General features: G+C 39.0%; 3 protein-coding genes. All 3 read left to right on the top strand.

Annotated features, from left to right (window positions below):
- The first annotated feature begins 20 nt into the window (after nucleotides 1-20).
- On the top strand, nucleotides 21-1,226 hold the full coding sequence (locus SIB68_RS11645) for a cob(I)yrinic acid a,c-diamide adenosyltransferase (RefSeq protein ID WP_063400793.1): 1,206 nt from the start codon (nucleotides 21-23) through the stop codon (nucleotides 1,224-1,226).
- A 371-nt stretch (nucleotides 1,227-1,597) separates the two neighbouring features.
- Complete coding sequence (locus tag SIB68_RS11640; protein ID WP_063400794.1) at nucleotides 1,598-3,814, top strand: hypothetical protein; 2,217 nt, start codon at nucleotides 1,598-1,600, stop codon at nucleotides 3,812-3,814.
- Nucleotides 3,815-4,165: 351 nt separating this feature from the next.
- The gene (locus SIB68_RS11635; protein ID WP_063400795.1) at nucleotides 4,166-19,564 is read left to right on the top strand and encodes a putative Ig domain-containing protein; all 15,399 of its coding nucleotides are present in this window, start codon (nucleotides 4,166-4,168) and stop codon (nucleotides 19,562-19,564) included.
- Nucleotides 19,565-19,635 lie beyond the last annotated feature (71 nt).

Raw genomic sequence — 19,635 nt, 5'->3', positions numbered from 1 at the left:
CAACCGTAGAGGACCCGTCAATGACTTCGCAGGCGGCAGCATCCAAGACACCCAGCAATCGCCAAACATCAAGCAGCAAAAGACGTGGGATTGGCATCGCGACCGCAGCTGAAAGCAATGAACGCAGTCATGGTCAACTGCACATCTATGACGGCGAGGGGAAAGGCAAAAGTCAGGCCGCTCTTGGTGTTGTCCTACGCACCATCGGGCTCGGGATCTGCGAGCAACGACGAACCAGGGTGCTGTTGCTTCGATTCTTAAAAGGCCCAGGCCGCGCCTACGACGAAGATGCTGCCATTGAGGCACTGCAACAGGGCTTCCCTCACCTGATCGACCAAGTGCGCACAGGTCGGGGTGAATTTTTCATCGCCGAGGACGCTACCCGTTTTGATCGCCAAGAAGCCCAACGCGGCTGGGACATCGCCAAGGGAGCCATCGCCAGCGCCCTCTATTCAGTCGTTGTGCTTGATGAACTCAATCCCGTGCTGGATCTAGGCCTGCTGGCTGTTGAAGATGTGGTCAAAACACTCACCGACCGACCTGACGGCATGGAAATCATCGTCACCGGACGAGCCGCTCCAAGAGCCCTGGTTGAGGTGGCCGATCTGCATTCCGAAATGCGCGCCCATCGTCGTCCGGAGCCTCAGGCTGATGGCGTTATTCCCTTCCTTCCTACCGGTGGGATTGAGATCTACACCGGTGAGGGCAAAGGCAAGTCCACCAGTGCCCTAGGCAAGGCCCTACAGGCCATTGGCCGCGGCATCAGCCAAGACAAAAGCCATCGCGTGTTGATCTTGCAGTGGCTGAAAGGTGGCAATGGCTACACGGAAGATGCTGCCATTGCGGCCCTAAGAGAAAGCTACCCCCATCTTGTTGATCATCTTCGCTCCGGCCGTGATGCCATCGTCTGGCGAGGTCAACAACAACCGATCGATTACGTCGAAGCAGAGCGCGCCTGGGAGATCGCTAGAGCCGCCATCGCCAGTGGGCTCTATAAAACTGTCATCCTCGATGAACTTAATCCCAGCGTGGATCTTGAATTAATTCCTGTGGAGCCGATTGTTCAAACCCTGCTGCGTAAGCCGGCCGAAACCGAAGTGATCATCACCGGGCGCTGCAAAAACCAACCTGCCTACTTCGATCTAGCCGGAGTCCACTCAGAGATGGTATGCCACAAGCACTATGCCGAGCTAGGAGTGGAGCTAAAACGAGGGGTAGATTATTAGCATGCTGTGATACTGCAAAAATACAGTGATGCCAAAAAGCTTTCATTCGTTTCTTTTGGAGGCCTATGAGGCCAAAATTCGATAGAAGTGACTGCAAAAACAACAGCGAAACCTTTGACTTGAATCCCAAAGGAGACAGCTGAGACTTGATCACAATAAACCCGCAAGAGTAAATCAGGGCAAATCCACTGCACCACAGGGGATATGAGCAATTCGTAAGCCTAAACATTATTGTTGACGACAATGTCCCAAAAGGGCTAGGTTGGTGCTAATAGACAAGTCATTAGAACTTGCCGGGGTCCCCCAATAAGGAGGTCAAGATGCCAGGTGAAGCAACTGATCATGGAACGCCAAGACTCCTGTTGTCAGACATGGTGCTGCCAACGGTTCCTAGTGCGAATAGCAATCCATACTTTGATATCGACAATGACGGCACAAGGGACATCAAGCTAACTTTTTTATCGACTACTGATGGACAGGGCGGTTTTACAACGGCCAGTGGCTGGAACAAGCCAGGTGGCACTTATACCAAAGTCGCAAATAGGGTGTTTAAAAGTGATTACCCTCATGTGGATGGCCAACAGCACAACTTTGAGGAGATTGACTTTGATTCATACGATGAATGGGCAAGGAATGCTGGTGCCTACGTAGATGCTGAGACTGCAGTCGGTCGAAACTATTCAAATAACAGTGTTTTCTATTTTGCAAATGATGACCTATCACGTATTACAAGATTAGTAGCAGATGACGGAGATGGGAATGGAACTGAAGGTGGAGCATTCACTACATGGGAATGGGCATCTCCATCCCCCTACGCAAATGATGCACTAGAAATCACATATGAACTTAAAAATGCCAAATTAGAAACTGGCAGTGGAGATAATATGGATGGCAAAAAAATAATCAAAGACACTAGTGATACAGACAACATAACAAGTATTGCTGTTGATGGACTTGGATCCAAGGATGATAAAAATTTCATCTTAGACATCAAGGCGAAAAATCTAGTAGTAGATTATGATCTTGAGTCAATTGATCTAACTATTAGCTTCAATAGTGACTTATTTGGCAGCATAGAACAAAACGCAATTAAGTTTAACAAGTCATTGTTCCCTATCGCAAATGCTGTTCATATAGATAACGACAAAGGTGAGATCAGAATTGCTGCCGCTAGCTTGCAACATCTCGACCAGAAAAATTCAGGTGATAGGACAGGGGAGGATCTTGAGTATGACGACGAGGAGGTCGTCGCATCGATTGCACTTAACTTCAGCTCGAGCTTGGAAGATGGCTCTTCTCCATATACAACAACTGGTGACGGTAAACTGGTGTCAGCTCCAGGAGATGCAACTACTAACGAATTTGATGGGACATTAGGTTTTAACATCTACGTTAACCAAGATTCCACAATCTTTACCAGTGATACAGGGAGCAGTGATTCTTCAAGTAGTATCACTGAAATTGATACGCTCAGAGATTTAGGTAAAGATGTCAAAATCACAAGAAATGATGTAAGTCTGTACAAGGGAATGGTCGAACTAGGTCAAACATCATTCCTTGCATTTGGCAGTGAAAGAAAGATTGGTGTGAACTTAGATCCAGGTGAGACTAGCATCACCACTAACTTAATCCGAGCCGGTGATACTGTCTCTGCAGATGTTTATTGGAAAAACACGGGGAATAGAGCTGCTGATAATATATACATTGACAATTATAACCTCAGCGATACTTTTGCAGATGGTGGAGAGTGGGTAGGTAGGGTTATTAAAAACAAGTCTGGCTTAATAGAAGTGGGGGGAGACAATGTCCTAGAGAGTACATCTGAATATGCATCTTTAGCAGGCGGTGAATTCGATGCATATGGGATCTACGATGATTCTCTGCAGGAAGAAAAACTGCTAAGGGTAACCGTAGAAATTAATGACAATTCTGCGGGCAAGGTCTTTAATGCTGGTCAAGATTTGTACAAGGTTTATAGCGGCACCAATGGCGGATCTCAAGAATTTGATTCAGGCATAGGTAATAGTTCTAAAAACCTCATTACCTTCCAAGGGGACTTAGATTATGATGGAAATGTTGGCATGAAAGACTTAGCATATCTAAATGCAGGTGCTAGGCGTCAATATATAGATCCTGCCACTAAAAAAGCTACCACAGGGGACTCAGGGACCTATTCAAGAGATGTAGATGCAAACTTTGATGGAAAGATTAGTATCGAAGATTTAATTGAACTTGATAGAGACTGGGGCAAAACACTACATACAGGCAAAGATACATTCACTGGAATAGGTAACTCACAGAAGGAAATTACATGGACCGAGCTAGTTTCACAAGGCAGTTATACCTGGGATGTCGCATCATTTACAAAGCAAAACGCCCTCGAAGCAAATGCCTCTGTTGACGGATATGATTCACCGTTGGGGACTAGGGCTTCCACTGTTCCAGGTACAAACAGTGATCCCGATGCAATTTACTACAACAATGGCCAACTAACAGGTGGATCAGGGACGCCGATGGAAACAACTACGAATGATATAAGAGGTGTAGAATTGCAGAATGATATTATTGGAGGATCTTCTTCTGGATAGGGTAGGGTCCAGGGAGCATACCTCAACATAGATTAAGTTAATACATGAATATAATGCAATTTGCGACAATCAATGGATAGTTGAAAATTATATTAGTCTCTAATAGTTATTAGTTTAAAGATAACTTCCTCATCTATGGATACTACGTAATTAGTCGATGCAGTATGACAATAAAGGGAAAGTTCATGAGAGTGAATTGCCTAAAAAGAGTGTATTGAAAGCTTAAAGCAGGGTAGTACAAGCTGATTACGTCTGGAGAGTAAGTGAAAATCACCAGACAGGGAAAAGTGCGTTTTCAATCAAAAACAAAAGATGTAGTATGGAGATATAAGCGGAGGGTCGATTCAGGCCTTGAAGGATCAGATCGCTAATTATGGTGAATGGTCATCTGAGCAATTCGGAGAGTCATCTGATTATGCAATTACATATTTAGCGGACAATGGGCTATCCAATGGTCAGGTTGAGAATACGTATGCGGAAATTGCTAATTCATCTCTAAATCTAGACAAAGAAGACAATCAGAAAAATATAAATGAATGGAATAGTAATGAAGTAGTGGAAATCGAGAAAGAAAGAGTAGATGGGAATCTTGAGGCGCTTGCGGGTACTATTCCAGGATTGAGGAAGGAAGGCCAAGAAGGTGGAACGCCGTGGAACGCTGAGTTGCTCTTACATGGAATAGATCCGAATCAGAGGTATAAGCATGAAAATTACATGACAGAGACAGATCAAGCCAAAGATGTAGAGATTACAAGTGAAATCGGGAGGCACCGGGAAAACATAGGGGAAGAAGTTAATTATGAGAAATCTACTAAAGTATCATCAAATACATCAGCGAACAAAACAGAGCATGACAGACTGTCTGGGTTGTATATAGTTAATCAAGAAGCTAACACTACTCTAGTTCCTGATAATCTTTCTCCGTTGATAGGAGATGAGTATTCAAATGATCCCTTACTTGTCTATAAAGAAAATGGAATAACATCTGAGACAAAAGATGGGATTCACTTAAGGGAAGAAGGGGAAATTGAACAGCTTCTTGCTAACAACACTAATAGCAATGAAAGCATTACTCAAAACCAGACAGAATCAGATTCACCAGAGATATATAGCTATGGAGGCATCATAAAGAGTGATGGTTTAAGCAATAACAAGGATATTAACTTAGAAGATGGTAGTGATGTGAATAGTCGGCAATTAATAAGCAGCACGATCGGTTCAGAAGACCAAAACGAGAGTGTAGAAAAAAATATAGAAAATAGAACGTCAGTTAAGGCAAGCGAAGAGAAGAGGGCAACCAGAAAAATTATTAACGGCCAAGAAAATATTTGGAGAACATGGAGTGTAAGTTCCTCAAAGGATGAGGGCACCTCTTCAATTGTGTCATCAAAAGAAATAACTTCAATCATGAAAGAACATATGCATAATGGGTCAATTATATGGCAGCCTATAAATGCTAATGGGAGTTATGTAGTTGGTGATGATAATACACCACTGACTTATGATTTTGAACTTAAGGAAGTACTTGAGGATGAAGAAAGTCTAATTAGTGTTGGCAAATACCCTCCTATTTATGACATCGAAGAAAAGGGTGATTGGGTATTAGAATCATTTTCGCTTCCGGGGATAAATTCAGCAGAAGTACCAGATTGGTTAGAGTTAGTGCAAGTGGATCCAACACCTGAGATTGTTGGTAAAGATAAATTCGTCTTGAGTTACAAGTTTGTAGAAGATGAAAGTGATGTTGGTAAATATTGGATGGAAATCTATGTTCATGATGGGCGAAGTAGCGGAGAAGGGGTTATAGGTCTCGAACTAAATTTAAATTGGCGAACATCCTCAATAGAGATTGTTGAGGAAGAGCTAAAGACAAATAATATCTTTAATAGGGATCATCTACCTTTGTTCCAAAAAGCAGGGTCAGTCGTTAACTATGCTGAAGATGATAATCAGGAAGAACGTCAAGCGTTAAACGGAATAATAGCTGCAGCTCTTCCAAAGGGAAATATGGGTGTTGCATTAGGGAAAATAAAGAGTGACGAACCACAAACTCTATTTGCAAGGTTACCATTCCTAATTAATGATGTAACAGAAAAGAAAGATGTGCAGATAACACCTGTTTTACTGCCGGCAATCGGCAAGAGTATATCGGCTGATGAAATACTTATCATTGGGGAAGAAAGCCCTAAAGCGTGGACTATAAAAACACATCCTGATCAACAAGATATAGGAGAGTATGCATTTTCTGTGAGGATGGGAGAGGATTTAAACTCTACTAGAGAAAACATAGCGATAACAATTAAGGAGGTTAATGATCCGCCTGAACTAGTATCTGATCAAGAACTATCAGCCGAAATATTGAGCCCTGAAGCCAGTCAAGATATAATCTTTACTCGAGATATTAAAAAGTTATTTAAGGATCAAGATGATTCAGAACTAAATTATAAGTTAATTACAGCTCCAGATTGGCTTAGTCTTGACTCGACAACAGGAATCTTAAGTGGGGTTCCATTAAATCAACATGTTGGGAATGAGCTGATAAGGATCCAGGCAGATGATCAAAGGAATGGAAAGGTTTCGAAAGATCTATATTTAAATATAAACAACATCAATGATAATCCTGAGGTTGGTGTGGAAATCAAACCTCCTAACCTAAAACAAGAACAGAGCTTTGTATATCGTCTACCTAAGGATGCTTTCCTGGACATAGATTTAGCTATAGATGCGAATGAGAAGCTTAGGTATGAACTTGTTTCAGCTCCGAATCAGGCGGGTATACCTGCTTGGTTGACAATAGACAGTGAAAACGGGCGAATACAAGGGCAAGCAAGTAATGACGATGTAGGGATAAACAGATTTTTAATAAGGGCAACGGATATTGGAGGATTATATAAGGAGCAAGAAATCACAATCGAAGTAGAAAATGTGAATGATTCTCCTGAAAGGACAGCAGTACTTGATCAGTTTCTTACAAAGCAAAAACCAACAGTGTCTGGAGAGGCCCCTCCTAGTGAAAATGATATGGATGCATTTTTTATTGGTTTAGATAGACAGATTAATGTTAGGGATTGGTTTACAGATATAGATCTAAATATTGACAATAAAGAAAGATTGAGTATTCAAATAGAACTAGATGCTGAAGATCGTGGAATTATCAACTTAGAGAGTGTAAACAATGGGCCAATAAATGAAGACTTCAAATGGCTTAACTGGGATTCGAATAGCGGAGTCTTGCATGTGAATCCAACAGAAGATAATCTTGGTCAACATATACTCATGGTACGAGTGAGTGATGTTGGAGGCTTAAATGCCTCTGCGTTAGTACCAATATATGTAAGACATAGAAATAGGCCGCCTGAAATAGCAATTAAAGATGAGGGTGAATTACTTGGTTTGATAAAAGACAATGGAATTAGCTTTAAAGAGGTGATAATTGATTCCAGTCAAGGAGAAAAAGAGATTATTGGTCTGAAGGTAAAACTAAAAGAAGAAAGTGAAATCAATTTAGAGCTTCCTCCTTCATTATTTTTGGACCCAGATCTTAATATTGATCCTGCTGAGAGCTTAACATACAAGTTTGAGGGAGCAAATGAAATATTCAATGCTGGACTATCAGGGGATGAGGCTATATTTAAATTCGATTCGGATAGGCTTAAATTCTCAGGATCAAGCTCAGGGCTCGGTTTGAACGCTAATGGAGGATTGATTAAATGGCGTGGAAATTTAATAGCAACAGATACATCAGGAGAATCAGTAAGTATTTCAATAGAGTTTGAACTACAAAGAGAGGTAAGGGTACCGTCTCTAAGTGTATTAGATCATAAGATCTCTTATGAAGAAGGTTCAAGGGTGCCTATCAATAAACTTATAAGTCTAGAGCTTCCGTCTGTAGAAGGGGAAAAAGTTGAATTTATGATTGAACGAACAGATAAAAACCCTGAGGGAATAGAGTTAATATCAATATCAGATGGTGAAAGTGTAAGTGTTGTAGATGCTGAAGCCAATGGATCCTGGAGATTTGTGGGTTCATCGATTGAGGTAGGAGAGATCATTAACAAGCTACAGATAAAAACAGCTAACAGTCATGCAATCGGTGATTTCTCATTTAAGTTTTCTTCAAATACCAAGCTTGGTAATACAGGGTTAATATCTGATTTGGTCACAAAAAACACATCATATAGCCTTGAAGCAATACCTAGTCAACCACTTTGGCTAGATGAAAATACAAATATAGACAAGAGTGATTCTCTATTGCTAACGCAAGTAGGCGAAATAGTGCAAGCAAGTTCAGATGACTTAAGAGAGCTAATAAGCTATCAGATTGAGCTGCCAAAAGGAAGAGAAGATATACTCTTTACTGATAGAGTTGGAAATTTACTTGGCAGAAGAGAAGGGAGTTTGGTGATACTAAATAGTCAGGAATGGAGTGATAGTATAGTACGAGATCAAACAGGAAATGAAAATAGTATAGAATTAAACTTAACTGCTATTAGCACTGAACCTGGTAATGGCCTTCAAGCATTTTCTAGTGTTAAAAAAATCATTTTAAATGCTTCACCATTAATAACAAAAAAACCAGAATATCTTCTACTGACTCCAATAACGGTGCAGAGGTCGGGAGAAGAAAGCCTCTTAAAGATTTCGACAGATAGTCCGCCAGGAACGAAAAGTTTAAGGTTCAAAATTGATATGCCAATTGGTACAGAAATTGAATATGAGTCAAATCTAGTTACAGCTGTTGAAACAATAGAGCGAGATGGAAAAGAATTAGAAAGGTTTATTATTGACATTAGTTCAAATGAAAAGGAACTTTCGGAAGAGATGTTGATAAAAGTAAAAAGTTCAGAAAGCTTTAGAGGAACATTCAAAGGTAATGTCAAGGTAGTTTCTTCTGCTAGAGAACTAGTCCCAGGAGAAACAACATTAAATGACGACCTATCCTGTGGGTTGGCTAATCAAGGTGAGGATATAGCCTTTGAATGGAAAGTAGCTCAGGTTGCTCGAACTCCAGAGCTATCTAGTGTAGAAATAGAAGAACTAATAGAGTTTGAAGAGGAAACGGGAAGGCTAAAGATTCCAGTACGGCGTGGCGCAAGTAAAAGCGGTCATAGAAATAATGCAGAATCACTGACTCTGGCTATCCGTAATATTCCACTTGGCTATACATTGGCGGAAAAGTTAAATGGAAAGTTTAATGCGGTAGGAGCTACAGATGCTTTTGGAACGATGACATTATTTACAATAGATCCTATTGGTGAGGAGAATAATGAAGAGTTAGTTAATGAATTTGAGAATATAAATAATGGAAATCTTTATTTAGTTAAAAATGAAGATGATGTCGATGAACTTAAGAATAAAAAACTAAATCTTATCTTATCTGCGAGAATCAGTGATCAGCCTGGTGGAGACTCAAGGTCAACAGCTGTAATCAAAAATATCGATTTAGATAATTACACAGGTGACGCGCCAAGATTAAGTCTAAGAGAAGATTTTGTAGATCCAATTGTAATGAGCTTAAAGAATGATGTGCTGCCATTGACTAATTTAGAGGACATTGATAATAATCAGGAATTTAAAATGTTACCAAATGCCCCTGCTGTGCCAACTGCATGGCTACAGGCTAATGTTAATGATGGGAATGATTTAACTGCAGGTTTTTTAATATATAACAGCAGTGAAAATGACAGTCAGAGTGGTGATATAAATATTGATTCTATTAAAGAGTTATTGTCAGAATATACAGGTTCTCAAGGAAGAAATAGAAGTTTCTATTCTGGTAGTTCCGCACTGGCTAGTTTTGACAATAACAAAGATAGAATTCTGGATTTAAATGATGATTCTTGGAATCAGTTAAAGGTTTGGTTCGATGATGGTGATGCAAAGAGCCAAAGTAATGAGATAAGAAATTTAAATGAATTTGTAGAAAGTATTGAGCTTGACTCATTATCTACTTTGCTGAATCAGCCAGATTGGTCTGCTGGTAATAAAATTCTTAGAAAGCTAGAGGCTAGAAAAAAAGGTGCAGAAGAAGAGTATTATTTATTGTATGATGTGGGGCTAAAGATTGCCCCCTCTGGAAAAGCTGACCTTGATTTAGAAGTTAATGGTAACCATGCCAAGGAAAATAGAGAGCTTGGTACCATTAAACTCATTAGCGAAGGAAGTGATCAATGGCAAGAAGATGGTAGAGATGCATTAACGTTAATAAGGGTTAGTGGACTCCCAGATGAAGTAGTGCCCTCATTAGGTGTACTTGACTCAAGAGGTGACTGGTTATTAACTTGGTCGGATTTAACCTCAAATGGAGGAGAAATAAAACTAATCCCAAGTAATATGTGGAGTGGAGAAGTTAACATCAAAGTTCTAATAAGCCAACTACAGTCAGACGGTACTTTATTAAGTTCTGCACTTACAAGTCATGCATTCGATGTTACAGCTGTAGCTGACACCCCAATACACCAATTGAAAAGTATAGCCGTAAATGAAGATGAACCTATTCTACTTAAAGCATTATTGCAACGATGCGAATTGGTCGATATTGATGGGTCTGAAAGCCTATCTATGGAGTTGAGCGAGCTAGATGAAGGCATTGAAATAAGAAAGGAAGTTGAAGGTGGGAGTTACGAGAATATTGATATATCAGGACAATTATTAAAGTTTGAATTAGAAGAGCTCGATGGAATGGAACTTATTCCACCAAAAAACAGATCAGGAAACATTAGCTTTAAATGGACTGCTGTATCAAAAGAAAAATCAAATGGTTCGTTGGCTAAAAACATGCAAACGGCTTTAGTTACAATAAGGGCATTAGCTGATAAGCCGAAAGAAATTAGTTACGAAAGTCAATCATTAGCATTAAAAGAAGGTGGCAACATTAAGCTAACAAGTATAATAAATGAGGAAACTATTCAGAGCGCCTTAGTAGATCAAGATGGATCTGAAACGTTAAGGATTGAATTAGAAATACCCGAAGGGCTTAGGATAAAACATGAGTCAGATAACAATTGGCTTCCTATAAAGACAAGTATTGAAAATGGTAGGCGATTGCTTTTGATTGATGCAATTGATGCAAAAGAAATGATTCTGGAAGATTATTCACTTGGAGCTATTGATAACTATGAAATATCAATTACAAGCATCAGCCGTGAGTTGAGCAATGGCGACACCGCACGTAGCGATCTAAACAAATTGAACTTGCAATTTGCAAGGAATGCAAGACCTGCCAAAGTCAGTATTCTTGATAAGAAGTCCATGCTAGAAGATAGCGAGCAAGGTCTCTTGCTAGCTGATCTTGTAGAAGTAGAAGCGGCACATTTTGATGACACACTCCAATATAAGATTAAAAACATAGCACCAGAATTAAAGATAATGGATGCTAACAATCAGAATATAAGTCTAGATAAGCAGGTAATCACTCTGGATCAAATTCAGGGATACAAAATACTGGCCAATGAAGACATCTCAGGAGATTATTCATTTGGTATTGAGGTGTTAAGCACACCTCCATTAGAGGGTGAGATTGCAATTACAGAGGAACAATTAATTTACATAAGCATTACAGGAGTAGCTGATGAGCCAATACTTTCAATAGATAACTATGACAACCTACCACTAGATATAGGAAATAACGGTTGGCTAAATCTAGGTGATTTGACACTAAGAGTTGATAGCTCTGACAAGGACAAATCTGAAAGACTAAGTATAATTATAGGGTCTGTAGATAGCAGTCAAAAAGACATAGCACAACCTGTCTTTACGGATGATTTGCCTAGTCTAAGTAAGTTTAATGTTCAATCACAAAAGCTTGGAGATGGAAGTTACCTGATTGAGGAAGGTAATCTAGAAAGTCTTAGCCTTTACTTGGGTGAAATAGAGCATGATAAGCTTATTGCAATTATACCTATTGCTCAAGAAGGCGCTAGCACCAATAAAGGTAGCGCTAAATACTTAGAGATAAAAAATAATGCAAAGGTTAGGGTTCCACTTTTGGAAGTACAAAGTGACATGCAAGGAAATGAGGATGAACCTATCCCTTTACTAGCAGAAAAAGGGGGAGTATTAGCGCCAAAATTGAGAGGAAATGGAGCTGGACAAGAATTGTATATGAAATTATCCAACTTACCAGAAGGTTCTAAGTTACTAGAAGTTGAAGGTGTGTATGATCCACTAAAGAACTACGATTATAAAAATAAGGATCTAAATAATAATTGGGTGGCTGAAAAAACAATGCGATACGAAGACTGGAAGAACATTTATTGGGTAGGCCCTGATAACCAATCAGGAAAATATACTATTACTGCAGTTGCCTATAGCAGGGGTACAAATAACAACAAGGAAAAGGAATCTGAAGCGAAGAATTTTCAGATAGTTTTACAGCCACAAAATGATTCACCTGTACATATTGCGACAGATCAACTTGAGACTGTTAAAGAAGGAGAGCAAGGAAATTGGAATCTTAAAGAGAGATTTAACGATATAGACCATAATATCAATGATATTACTATTCAAGTAGTCGCGATAGATGAAGATGGTGCAGAAAAAGAACTTCCTGATTGGTTAAATCTTGATGGCGATGGTAATCTAACTGGAACTCCTGGTAATAACGATGTTGGTATTCTAAATCTAAAAATATTAGCAACAGATCCTCTAGGTGGATCTGTAATCGCTCCAAAAAGTTTAACGAGGCTGGTAGTCTCAGATACTAATAGTGCGCCAACTTTTTCTAAGTTATTGTTTGAAGAATGGGAGGAAAGGGTAGAGGCAGGAAGGAAGATATACAGAAAGACATTGAATCTACGAGAGAGGATTGACATCAACCTTGATAAAGTATTTGACGATGAAGATATAGTTAATAATGACATTATAGCTTATAGCATTAGTGGTAATGAAGGACTAACATGGGGGGACTCGATAGAAGACCTTGCAAGTATCAATAATAGCGAGTTCAATATAAAACCTCAAGCAAAACATACTACATATAATATTCAAAAAATACTTTTACGGGCAACTGATTTAAAGGGTGCCTCTTTCATCCAAAAGCTTGAATTGGATGTTAGAAACATCAATGACCCTCCTGAGGTTGATCGAGAGAACGCTAAAGTTGATACCACTGGCATTTGGGTTGAAACTGTTGAAATAGAAGAAGGTGATCATTTATGGCAACTAAACCTTGATGGCCTCTTCAAGGATGAAGATGAAGGAGATCAGATGGATATCGTGATACCTGGGGCTTTCCCTTGGTGGTTGGAATACAATTCATCTACGAATAGTGGTGGTATTCTAAATGCAATCATTGCACCAGACGATCCTGAGGTTGGTGAAAATCAACTTGAATGGCAAGCAATTGATCAGTATGGAGAAACTGCCACATTTAGATTAAATGTAAAAGTTGTAAACGTAAATGACAGTCCATTTGTAAAGGAAGATCCAGATATTGAAGCCTTAGGTGAAATAGATGACGGGGTTGCTTTTATAAAGCAGGATGACATTGCGAAGTTGAATCTAGGGAATCTATTTGATGATCCTGATCTTGCGGAAAATGTAAGGTTATCTGAAAGTGAATCGGAAAAATTAACTTATCACATTGAGACTATGTTTAGGGAGATTGATGGTGACTACAAAGAAAGGTTGAACCCGGGTCAAGTAGGTTGGCTGAATATACTTACCAAGGCATCTGAATCACCAAATGCTGAAAATAAATTATTAATCGAGCCACGGTTTTATAGAGTGAATGGCAGTTCAAAAGGAGAAGAACTAGGGGTAGATGACTTCTCAGCCTTAGATGAAGGTGAGAAGCTGAGAGTGGAGATTGTGGCGACTGACAATAGAGATCTTGAGCATAAAGGAATTCAATCAGCAAACTTAAAAATATCTTGGTCAGACTCAATAGAGATGGTAGCCGAAAGTGAGTTGATAAGCTCTGCATTACCTTTATTTCATGAATTTAGTGAAGCTGATTATATTAAAGAGAACAATAGTTTCGAAATGCTAGCTGGAAACTATGAATTCCAGGGGGTTGGAGAAGCTGTTGGAGATCAGGCTAAGGAGCTAATAGTTCAATTTGATGTTATTGTAAATGATCCATCCTCTCCCATTGAGATTAATATTAGGTCTCCTCATGGAGAAATCGATGGAAAATCTATTGGGACAGGTATACTCGATCTATATGCAACTGAAGACCTATATAAAGAGACAATCCTACATTCTTTTTCTAGTCAATCTGGTGCTGATTTAGAAATTTTAGCGGCTGGTAATGCTGACGTAGGTAGATATTTGCTGGAAATCGTGGCAAATGATAGTTCAAATGCACACGCCAGTACATTTCTTGAAATCGAAATTGAAGATGTAGACGATGCACCAGTTCTACTGGAAGAGAATATCAATTTCTTTTTAGAACACATCGTTGAGTTATTCAAAGAACCCTTGCAAGAGGGTGGAGCCTTAGTGACTGATTATTACAGCTTATTCTATGATATTGACATGATGCATGGAGATGAACTCGAACTTGAACTTCATGAAAAAGATAGTTCAGATCCAAAGGGTTACCGTGTAGTTGGCCTTAATCAATATATAGAGATTGAAGATAATGATTTTGGTGAGATGAGGTTAATCTTTAATCCTCCAGTTGGCCTTAGTGGAATTGAAAAGAAAGAAGTAAGGCTAGCTCTAAACCATGATATAGATTCTGAAATAGATGAATTAAGAAATAATCCTGGCGAACTTGGTGTTATTTATTTGGAAGAAGCTAGAAGCTGGAATCTAAGTGAATATTTAGATTTTCATATTAGTGATGATGAGGATTATTATAACATTACAGCCATTGGGCTAGATGAAGATGACTCCGAAGTCTCACTACCAGGATGGTTAAAAGTAGACTCAAATGGTGTATTAACAAAGCAACCCCTAGTTGCTAGTAATGATATGGATTTAAACCTGATTAAAGTCAGAGTAAAATCTGAAAATGAAAATGGAGATAGGTATGATGATGTAGATCTAAAGTTGGCTATTATCGATGATGTTAAAACAGATTGGTTTGATTTGAAATTCAAACCAACGGCTGCGCCTACTTTCCTAACGATGGGAGCGGATGGTACGAAGCTTGCAGCTAATGAGTTAGGTGGTTTTGCTGCAAAGGGGTTAGGAGTAGATCTTGGATTAGTTCTAGGACTCAATGCCCCCACACTTATTGACAGTGTAGGTGATGAGGTTCTTTTGAATATTCGTATACAGAATCCAGATACAGATTTAGAACTTAATATTGATAATTTAGAGGATCTTCCAGGGGAACTAGGTGTTGTATATATGGATGAAAGCCGAGAATGGGATCTCATTGAATTGCTTCAATTTCACCATAAAGACGAAACTTTATACACTGATATAACAGCAAAAACATTGGAAGTAAATGGTTCTTTAACAGAATTACCAGAATGGCTTCAATTGACTCAAGATGGAGAATTGATAAAGATAGAGAATCAAAAGCCTATTGATCTCAAAACATATAAAATACAAATCAATTCAAAAGATCAAAACGGTATCTCTTTAGATCCTGTAGAAGTAAGTTTGGTCTTGAAAAATGATGATATGGTTTCAGATAATTTTTACCGCGTACTTACAGATGAGCAAGGTCGGAAAACATTTGCGCTTGATCTAAAGAAATTAAGTGATATAAAGAAGGATAATCTGAAAAAGCATGATTTCGGGAACCTCAACGGCTTGATTCTTTCAATTGATCCTACGGAGGTTCAGATGATACCAGATGAGGTCATGATTGAAATACAGGATGGATTCGATGAAGTTACAGGTATAGGTATAGATGTCTGGACGAAGACTAGGGTCAAAGGAGATACTGACGGAAGCTTTGAACCGATAGAAACAGATGTCTCAACAATATGGATACCTATACAGAACACAGCTCCTGTATTTATACAGCCAGATACACAAGTATTAGATACATTTAGTTCAATGATAATGAATCAGCCAGTTGGAGATCAGGCTGGAGAAGAAATACTTAGATTTGAAGTGCTTTTAAAAGATCCAAGTAAACCAGTTGAAGTTACATTAAAGCTAGATGAGCAAAACCCTGAAGGGAAAACATTAGATCGATATGCTAATGAAATAAACAATACGAATAGTATTATTTATTCTTTTAATAGTTTATCACAAACAGGCGAACCTGACTCTACAGGGAAACTTCTAATTAAACCATCATTCTACGAGTATGGCTTTGATGGTACATTGAAACCATTAGCAGCCAGTGACCTAAGTAAGCTACAACCTAATAGCTATCTTGTTGTTGCTATTGAGGCGACTGATAGTCGTGATATAAGTCTGAAAGGCCTCAAATCTACAAGTCTAGATATTTCTTGGTCTGACTCGCTAGAGCTGCTTCCATATAGTGCTTATATGACAGAGAAATTATCTACTAAACAATTAGTCATTGAAGAAGTAGACGAAGCTATTGGTGAGTTAAAGCCAGAGGCTATTGTAAGTTTTGATATGATCTTAGCGAATCCAGAGTTAGAATGTTATCTAAATATAGATGGAGGAAGTTTTGACGAATACTATGGATTAATTGATAGAAACAATACTGAAATGAATCATTCCAATACACTAATAACCTCTTTGAATGCAGCCTCTGGTTCGGCAAATAGCGATTCAAGCGAGAAGCTGACAGTAGAAGCAAAAATTTATGTGCTTAACGGTGATGGTACATTAGGCAACTCAATTAACTATGAAGACATTAAGAGCTTAACACAAGGAACAAAAGTTAGAATTCTCGTAGAAACAAATGATGGCAGATTAATAGATAAAAAAGGCCTAAAATTTGTAGAGTTAGGGATACATTGGTCTGATTCGCTGAAATTGGTCTCAGGATCAACTGTCATGAGTGAAAAGTTGCCTTCTTATCAATATATTGATGAGCTGGATAACGAATTATTTGTAAGAGGAGAAGCTGAGAGTACCAGTTTAAAAATATCAGGATCTGGTGATAGAGGGCTTTTTGACTTAAAAAAAATATTCTCAGAAAAGGATGCTAATGATAAGACAACATGGGAGGTCGATATCCCAGATGAGCTCATATTGGATGATGGCCGTGAGTTAATAAGATTAAATCAAGAAACAGGCTCACTTCAATTATCAGAGTTTGTGAATAGTATTAATTTGTTGCCTGATGGTGAGCATAGAATTTTTGTCAGAGCAAAGGATAGTGCTGGCCAACTCGGAGACTCTTCAGGTATTACAAGCGGTATGCTTAGGTTATTCGTAAGTGGTGCAAATTATGATGACTCATTAATAGGTGGTCTGGATTATCTTTCACGGGGCAGCACAACTGAAATTGACAACATATTTGAAAAGCTAGAATCTGGAACAGCTATTCAAAATCTCACTGAATTAGAACAAGAAGTTTTCCAGATATTTGAAATGTTTGACTTTGGCTTTATGGATGAGTATGAAAATGATGAAGGTTGGCAGGATATTGGTGGTGGGATTACTTACAATATGGACCTTGGATGGCATGAACTTGGCATTGCTTATAAAGATGAAGAAACGCAATGGGATCTTAGCGAGCTGTTAGATTTTGATTATGGTGACAACAATGAGTATACTGATATTAAGGTCACGGCTTATGATACAAATGACAAGAAGATAGCACTTCCTTCTTGGCTAAGTGTGGACCAAGAAGGAATCATGAAAAAAATAAAAATAGTTGGTGATTTAAAAATTGACGAAGAGTTCTTTTTGATTGAGGTTAGTGCTAAAGATCAATTCAATAACACGATAATGACCCCTCTAGTTCCCTTGGAAATTATTGATGTTGCGAGTGAAAAAACTGAACGCAAGGAGTTTCTTGATAACCTTGCCAATGGTTCATTAAAGATTTTAGACGAAGCTAGTTTTGACGATCATGTCGTAATGTTGGACTCACGTGGAGCAAAAAGTGATTCAGCAGCCCTTATTACCAAATCAGAGCGAACGCAAGCTAAGCAATCTACTCTTACCACTGCCGCCCAGCTCGAAGAGCTTGGCAATAAAGAAATCTCATCCGCACCTGTAGGAGAACTGGATTTCTCAATTGATACTCAAGGTAAAAAAGGTGCCATTGTTGAAGTCGAATTTGGAAAAGGAGGGGTTGACTTAGATACTTTGATTAAAACAACATCTAATGGAACTCCCTATATTTTTCATACAAAACCCATGAGCTATAATAAGAGGAAGCATGGTTCGCTAAAAACTTGGCTTAAAAAGCTTGAATACGGTGTTCATTACTATGATGACACAGGCGTTTCTCAATTAGCAAAAGATAGATTAAAGGACGTTAAGATCACATCGGAGAATAGTGAAAAAGTGTATAAGGCAGCCATCGAAAGTGGTTTTAATGCAAATGATATTGGCAAGATTGACGGCTCAGCTTATCTAATAGATTTAGACAATAATGGCAAGGTTGATTTAATTAGTATGTTGCTTGTAGACAATGGTTTTTTCGATACTGCAAAAGATAAGCAAGGAAGAGATATAAATGGTGTAATCGGAGATCCACTAATTCCAACTAAAACAAGTGCTAAGAAGGCTGGTGGTGGTGGCGGTGGTGGTGGTGGTGGCGGTGGTAGCGGTGGTAGCGGTGGCGGTGGCGGCGCTGAAGATGACACGGGAGTTGTTATTAATATTCCTAGTAATAATGACGATTCAGCAGATCCAGAATCAATTCCAAATCCAACTACAGAGGAGCCATCCCCTGCAGATAGTCCAGCAGCAGGGGATTTCGGAGATGAGGGCTCTGACAATAAGCCATCAGGAATTAATCAAAAGAAATCAAGCCAATACATAGACAATGGCAATATTGACAACCAACGAAGAAACAATGGAAAATACAACAATATTAGTTCTCTATCTGGAAATAGGCTGATTGATTCTAACAACATTTCAACAGGAACGGTGTCGAACTACTATCGAAATAACTTGGCAGGTTTATCAACGTCAAGTAGCAGTGCTAACGATTCATCTGGCTCAAGTCTATCTATTCAACCTCAAGAAAACCTAGTTCGTGGGTTGTCTACAACAGATTCCCTGACGAACTGGCTTAATTCACAAGTTGGTGGCCTTTTAAACAAAGCAAAGCCATTGTTATCTCAACTTATAGAATCTCCAAGCACATCGATGGCCATGGTCTTTGGAATGCTAATGACACCCATTGCCGGAGAGCGAGTAGCAACATTTACAGCGAAAAGAATGGATAAAGACTTAAGGTTAAGGCTATTAGCGAGAAGTCAAGACTTTAAAGGCAGATGGGTAATGCCAACACGTAATAGAAAGTATTTATTAATTGTTCGAAGCGAATCTTCTCTAGAGCTTGAGGCCTATAATCCATCTTCAGACATAATTGAAGATGGACTTACAATTTTGCCGGGATTTAATGCCGCAGGAGAGTCATTACTCAGTCAAAGCATTGAAGCCTGTAAAAGACCAGGAGCATTCTTACGATCAATAGAAAAACTTCAAAGCCAAATCTCTCACACATCAAATTCAGAGGTGAACTGGGAATCATGGCTCTCAGAAAATTTCACCCTTAAACATAAGGCTGGTCATCTGAAAAACTCCCAATCTGCAATTAAAGAATTGATAGGCCTAGTCAAACTAGCCAATCGACATGATCCTGCACTCGCTGATGTTGTCATGATCAGCCAGATTTATGACTGTACAGAATCTCTTGGCCTAAACAAAGAACATAATATCGGTAAACAGTCACCTTGAAATCAAGTGCTTCAAGTCATCTTCAAATCTATTAGCGAATTATTTGGGGATTTGCGTTCGAGATAGAGACA

It is taken from the genome of Prochlorococcus sp. MIT 1323 (assembly GCF_047304905.1).
Taxonomy (GTDB): domain Bacteria; phylum Cyanobacteriota; class Cyanobacteriia; order PCC-6307; family Cyanobiaceae; genus Prochlorococcus; species Prochlorococcus marinus_D.
Note: the sequence above shows the minus strand (reverse complement) of the source record. Positions and strands in the feature narration are given on the sequence as shown.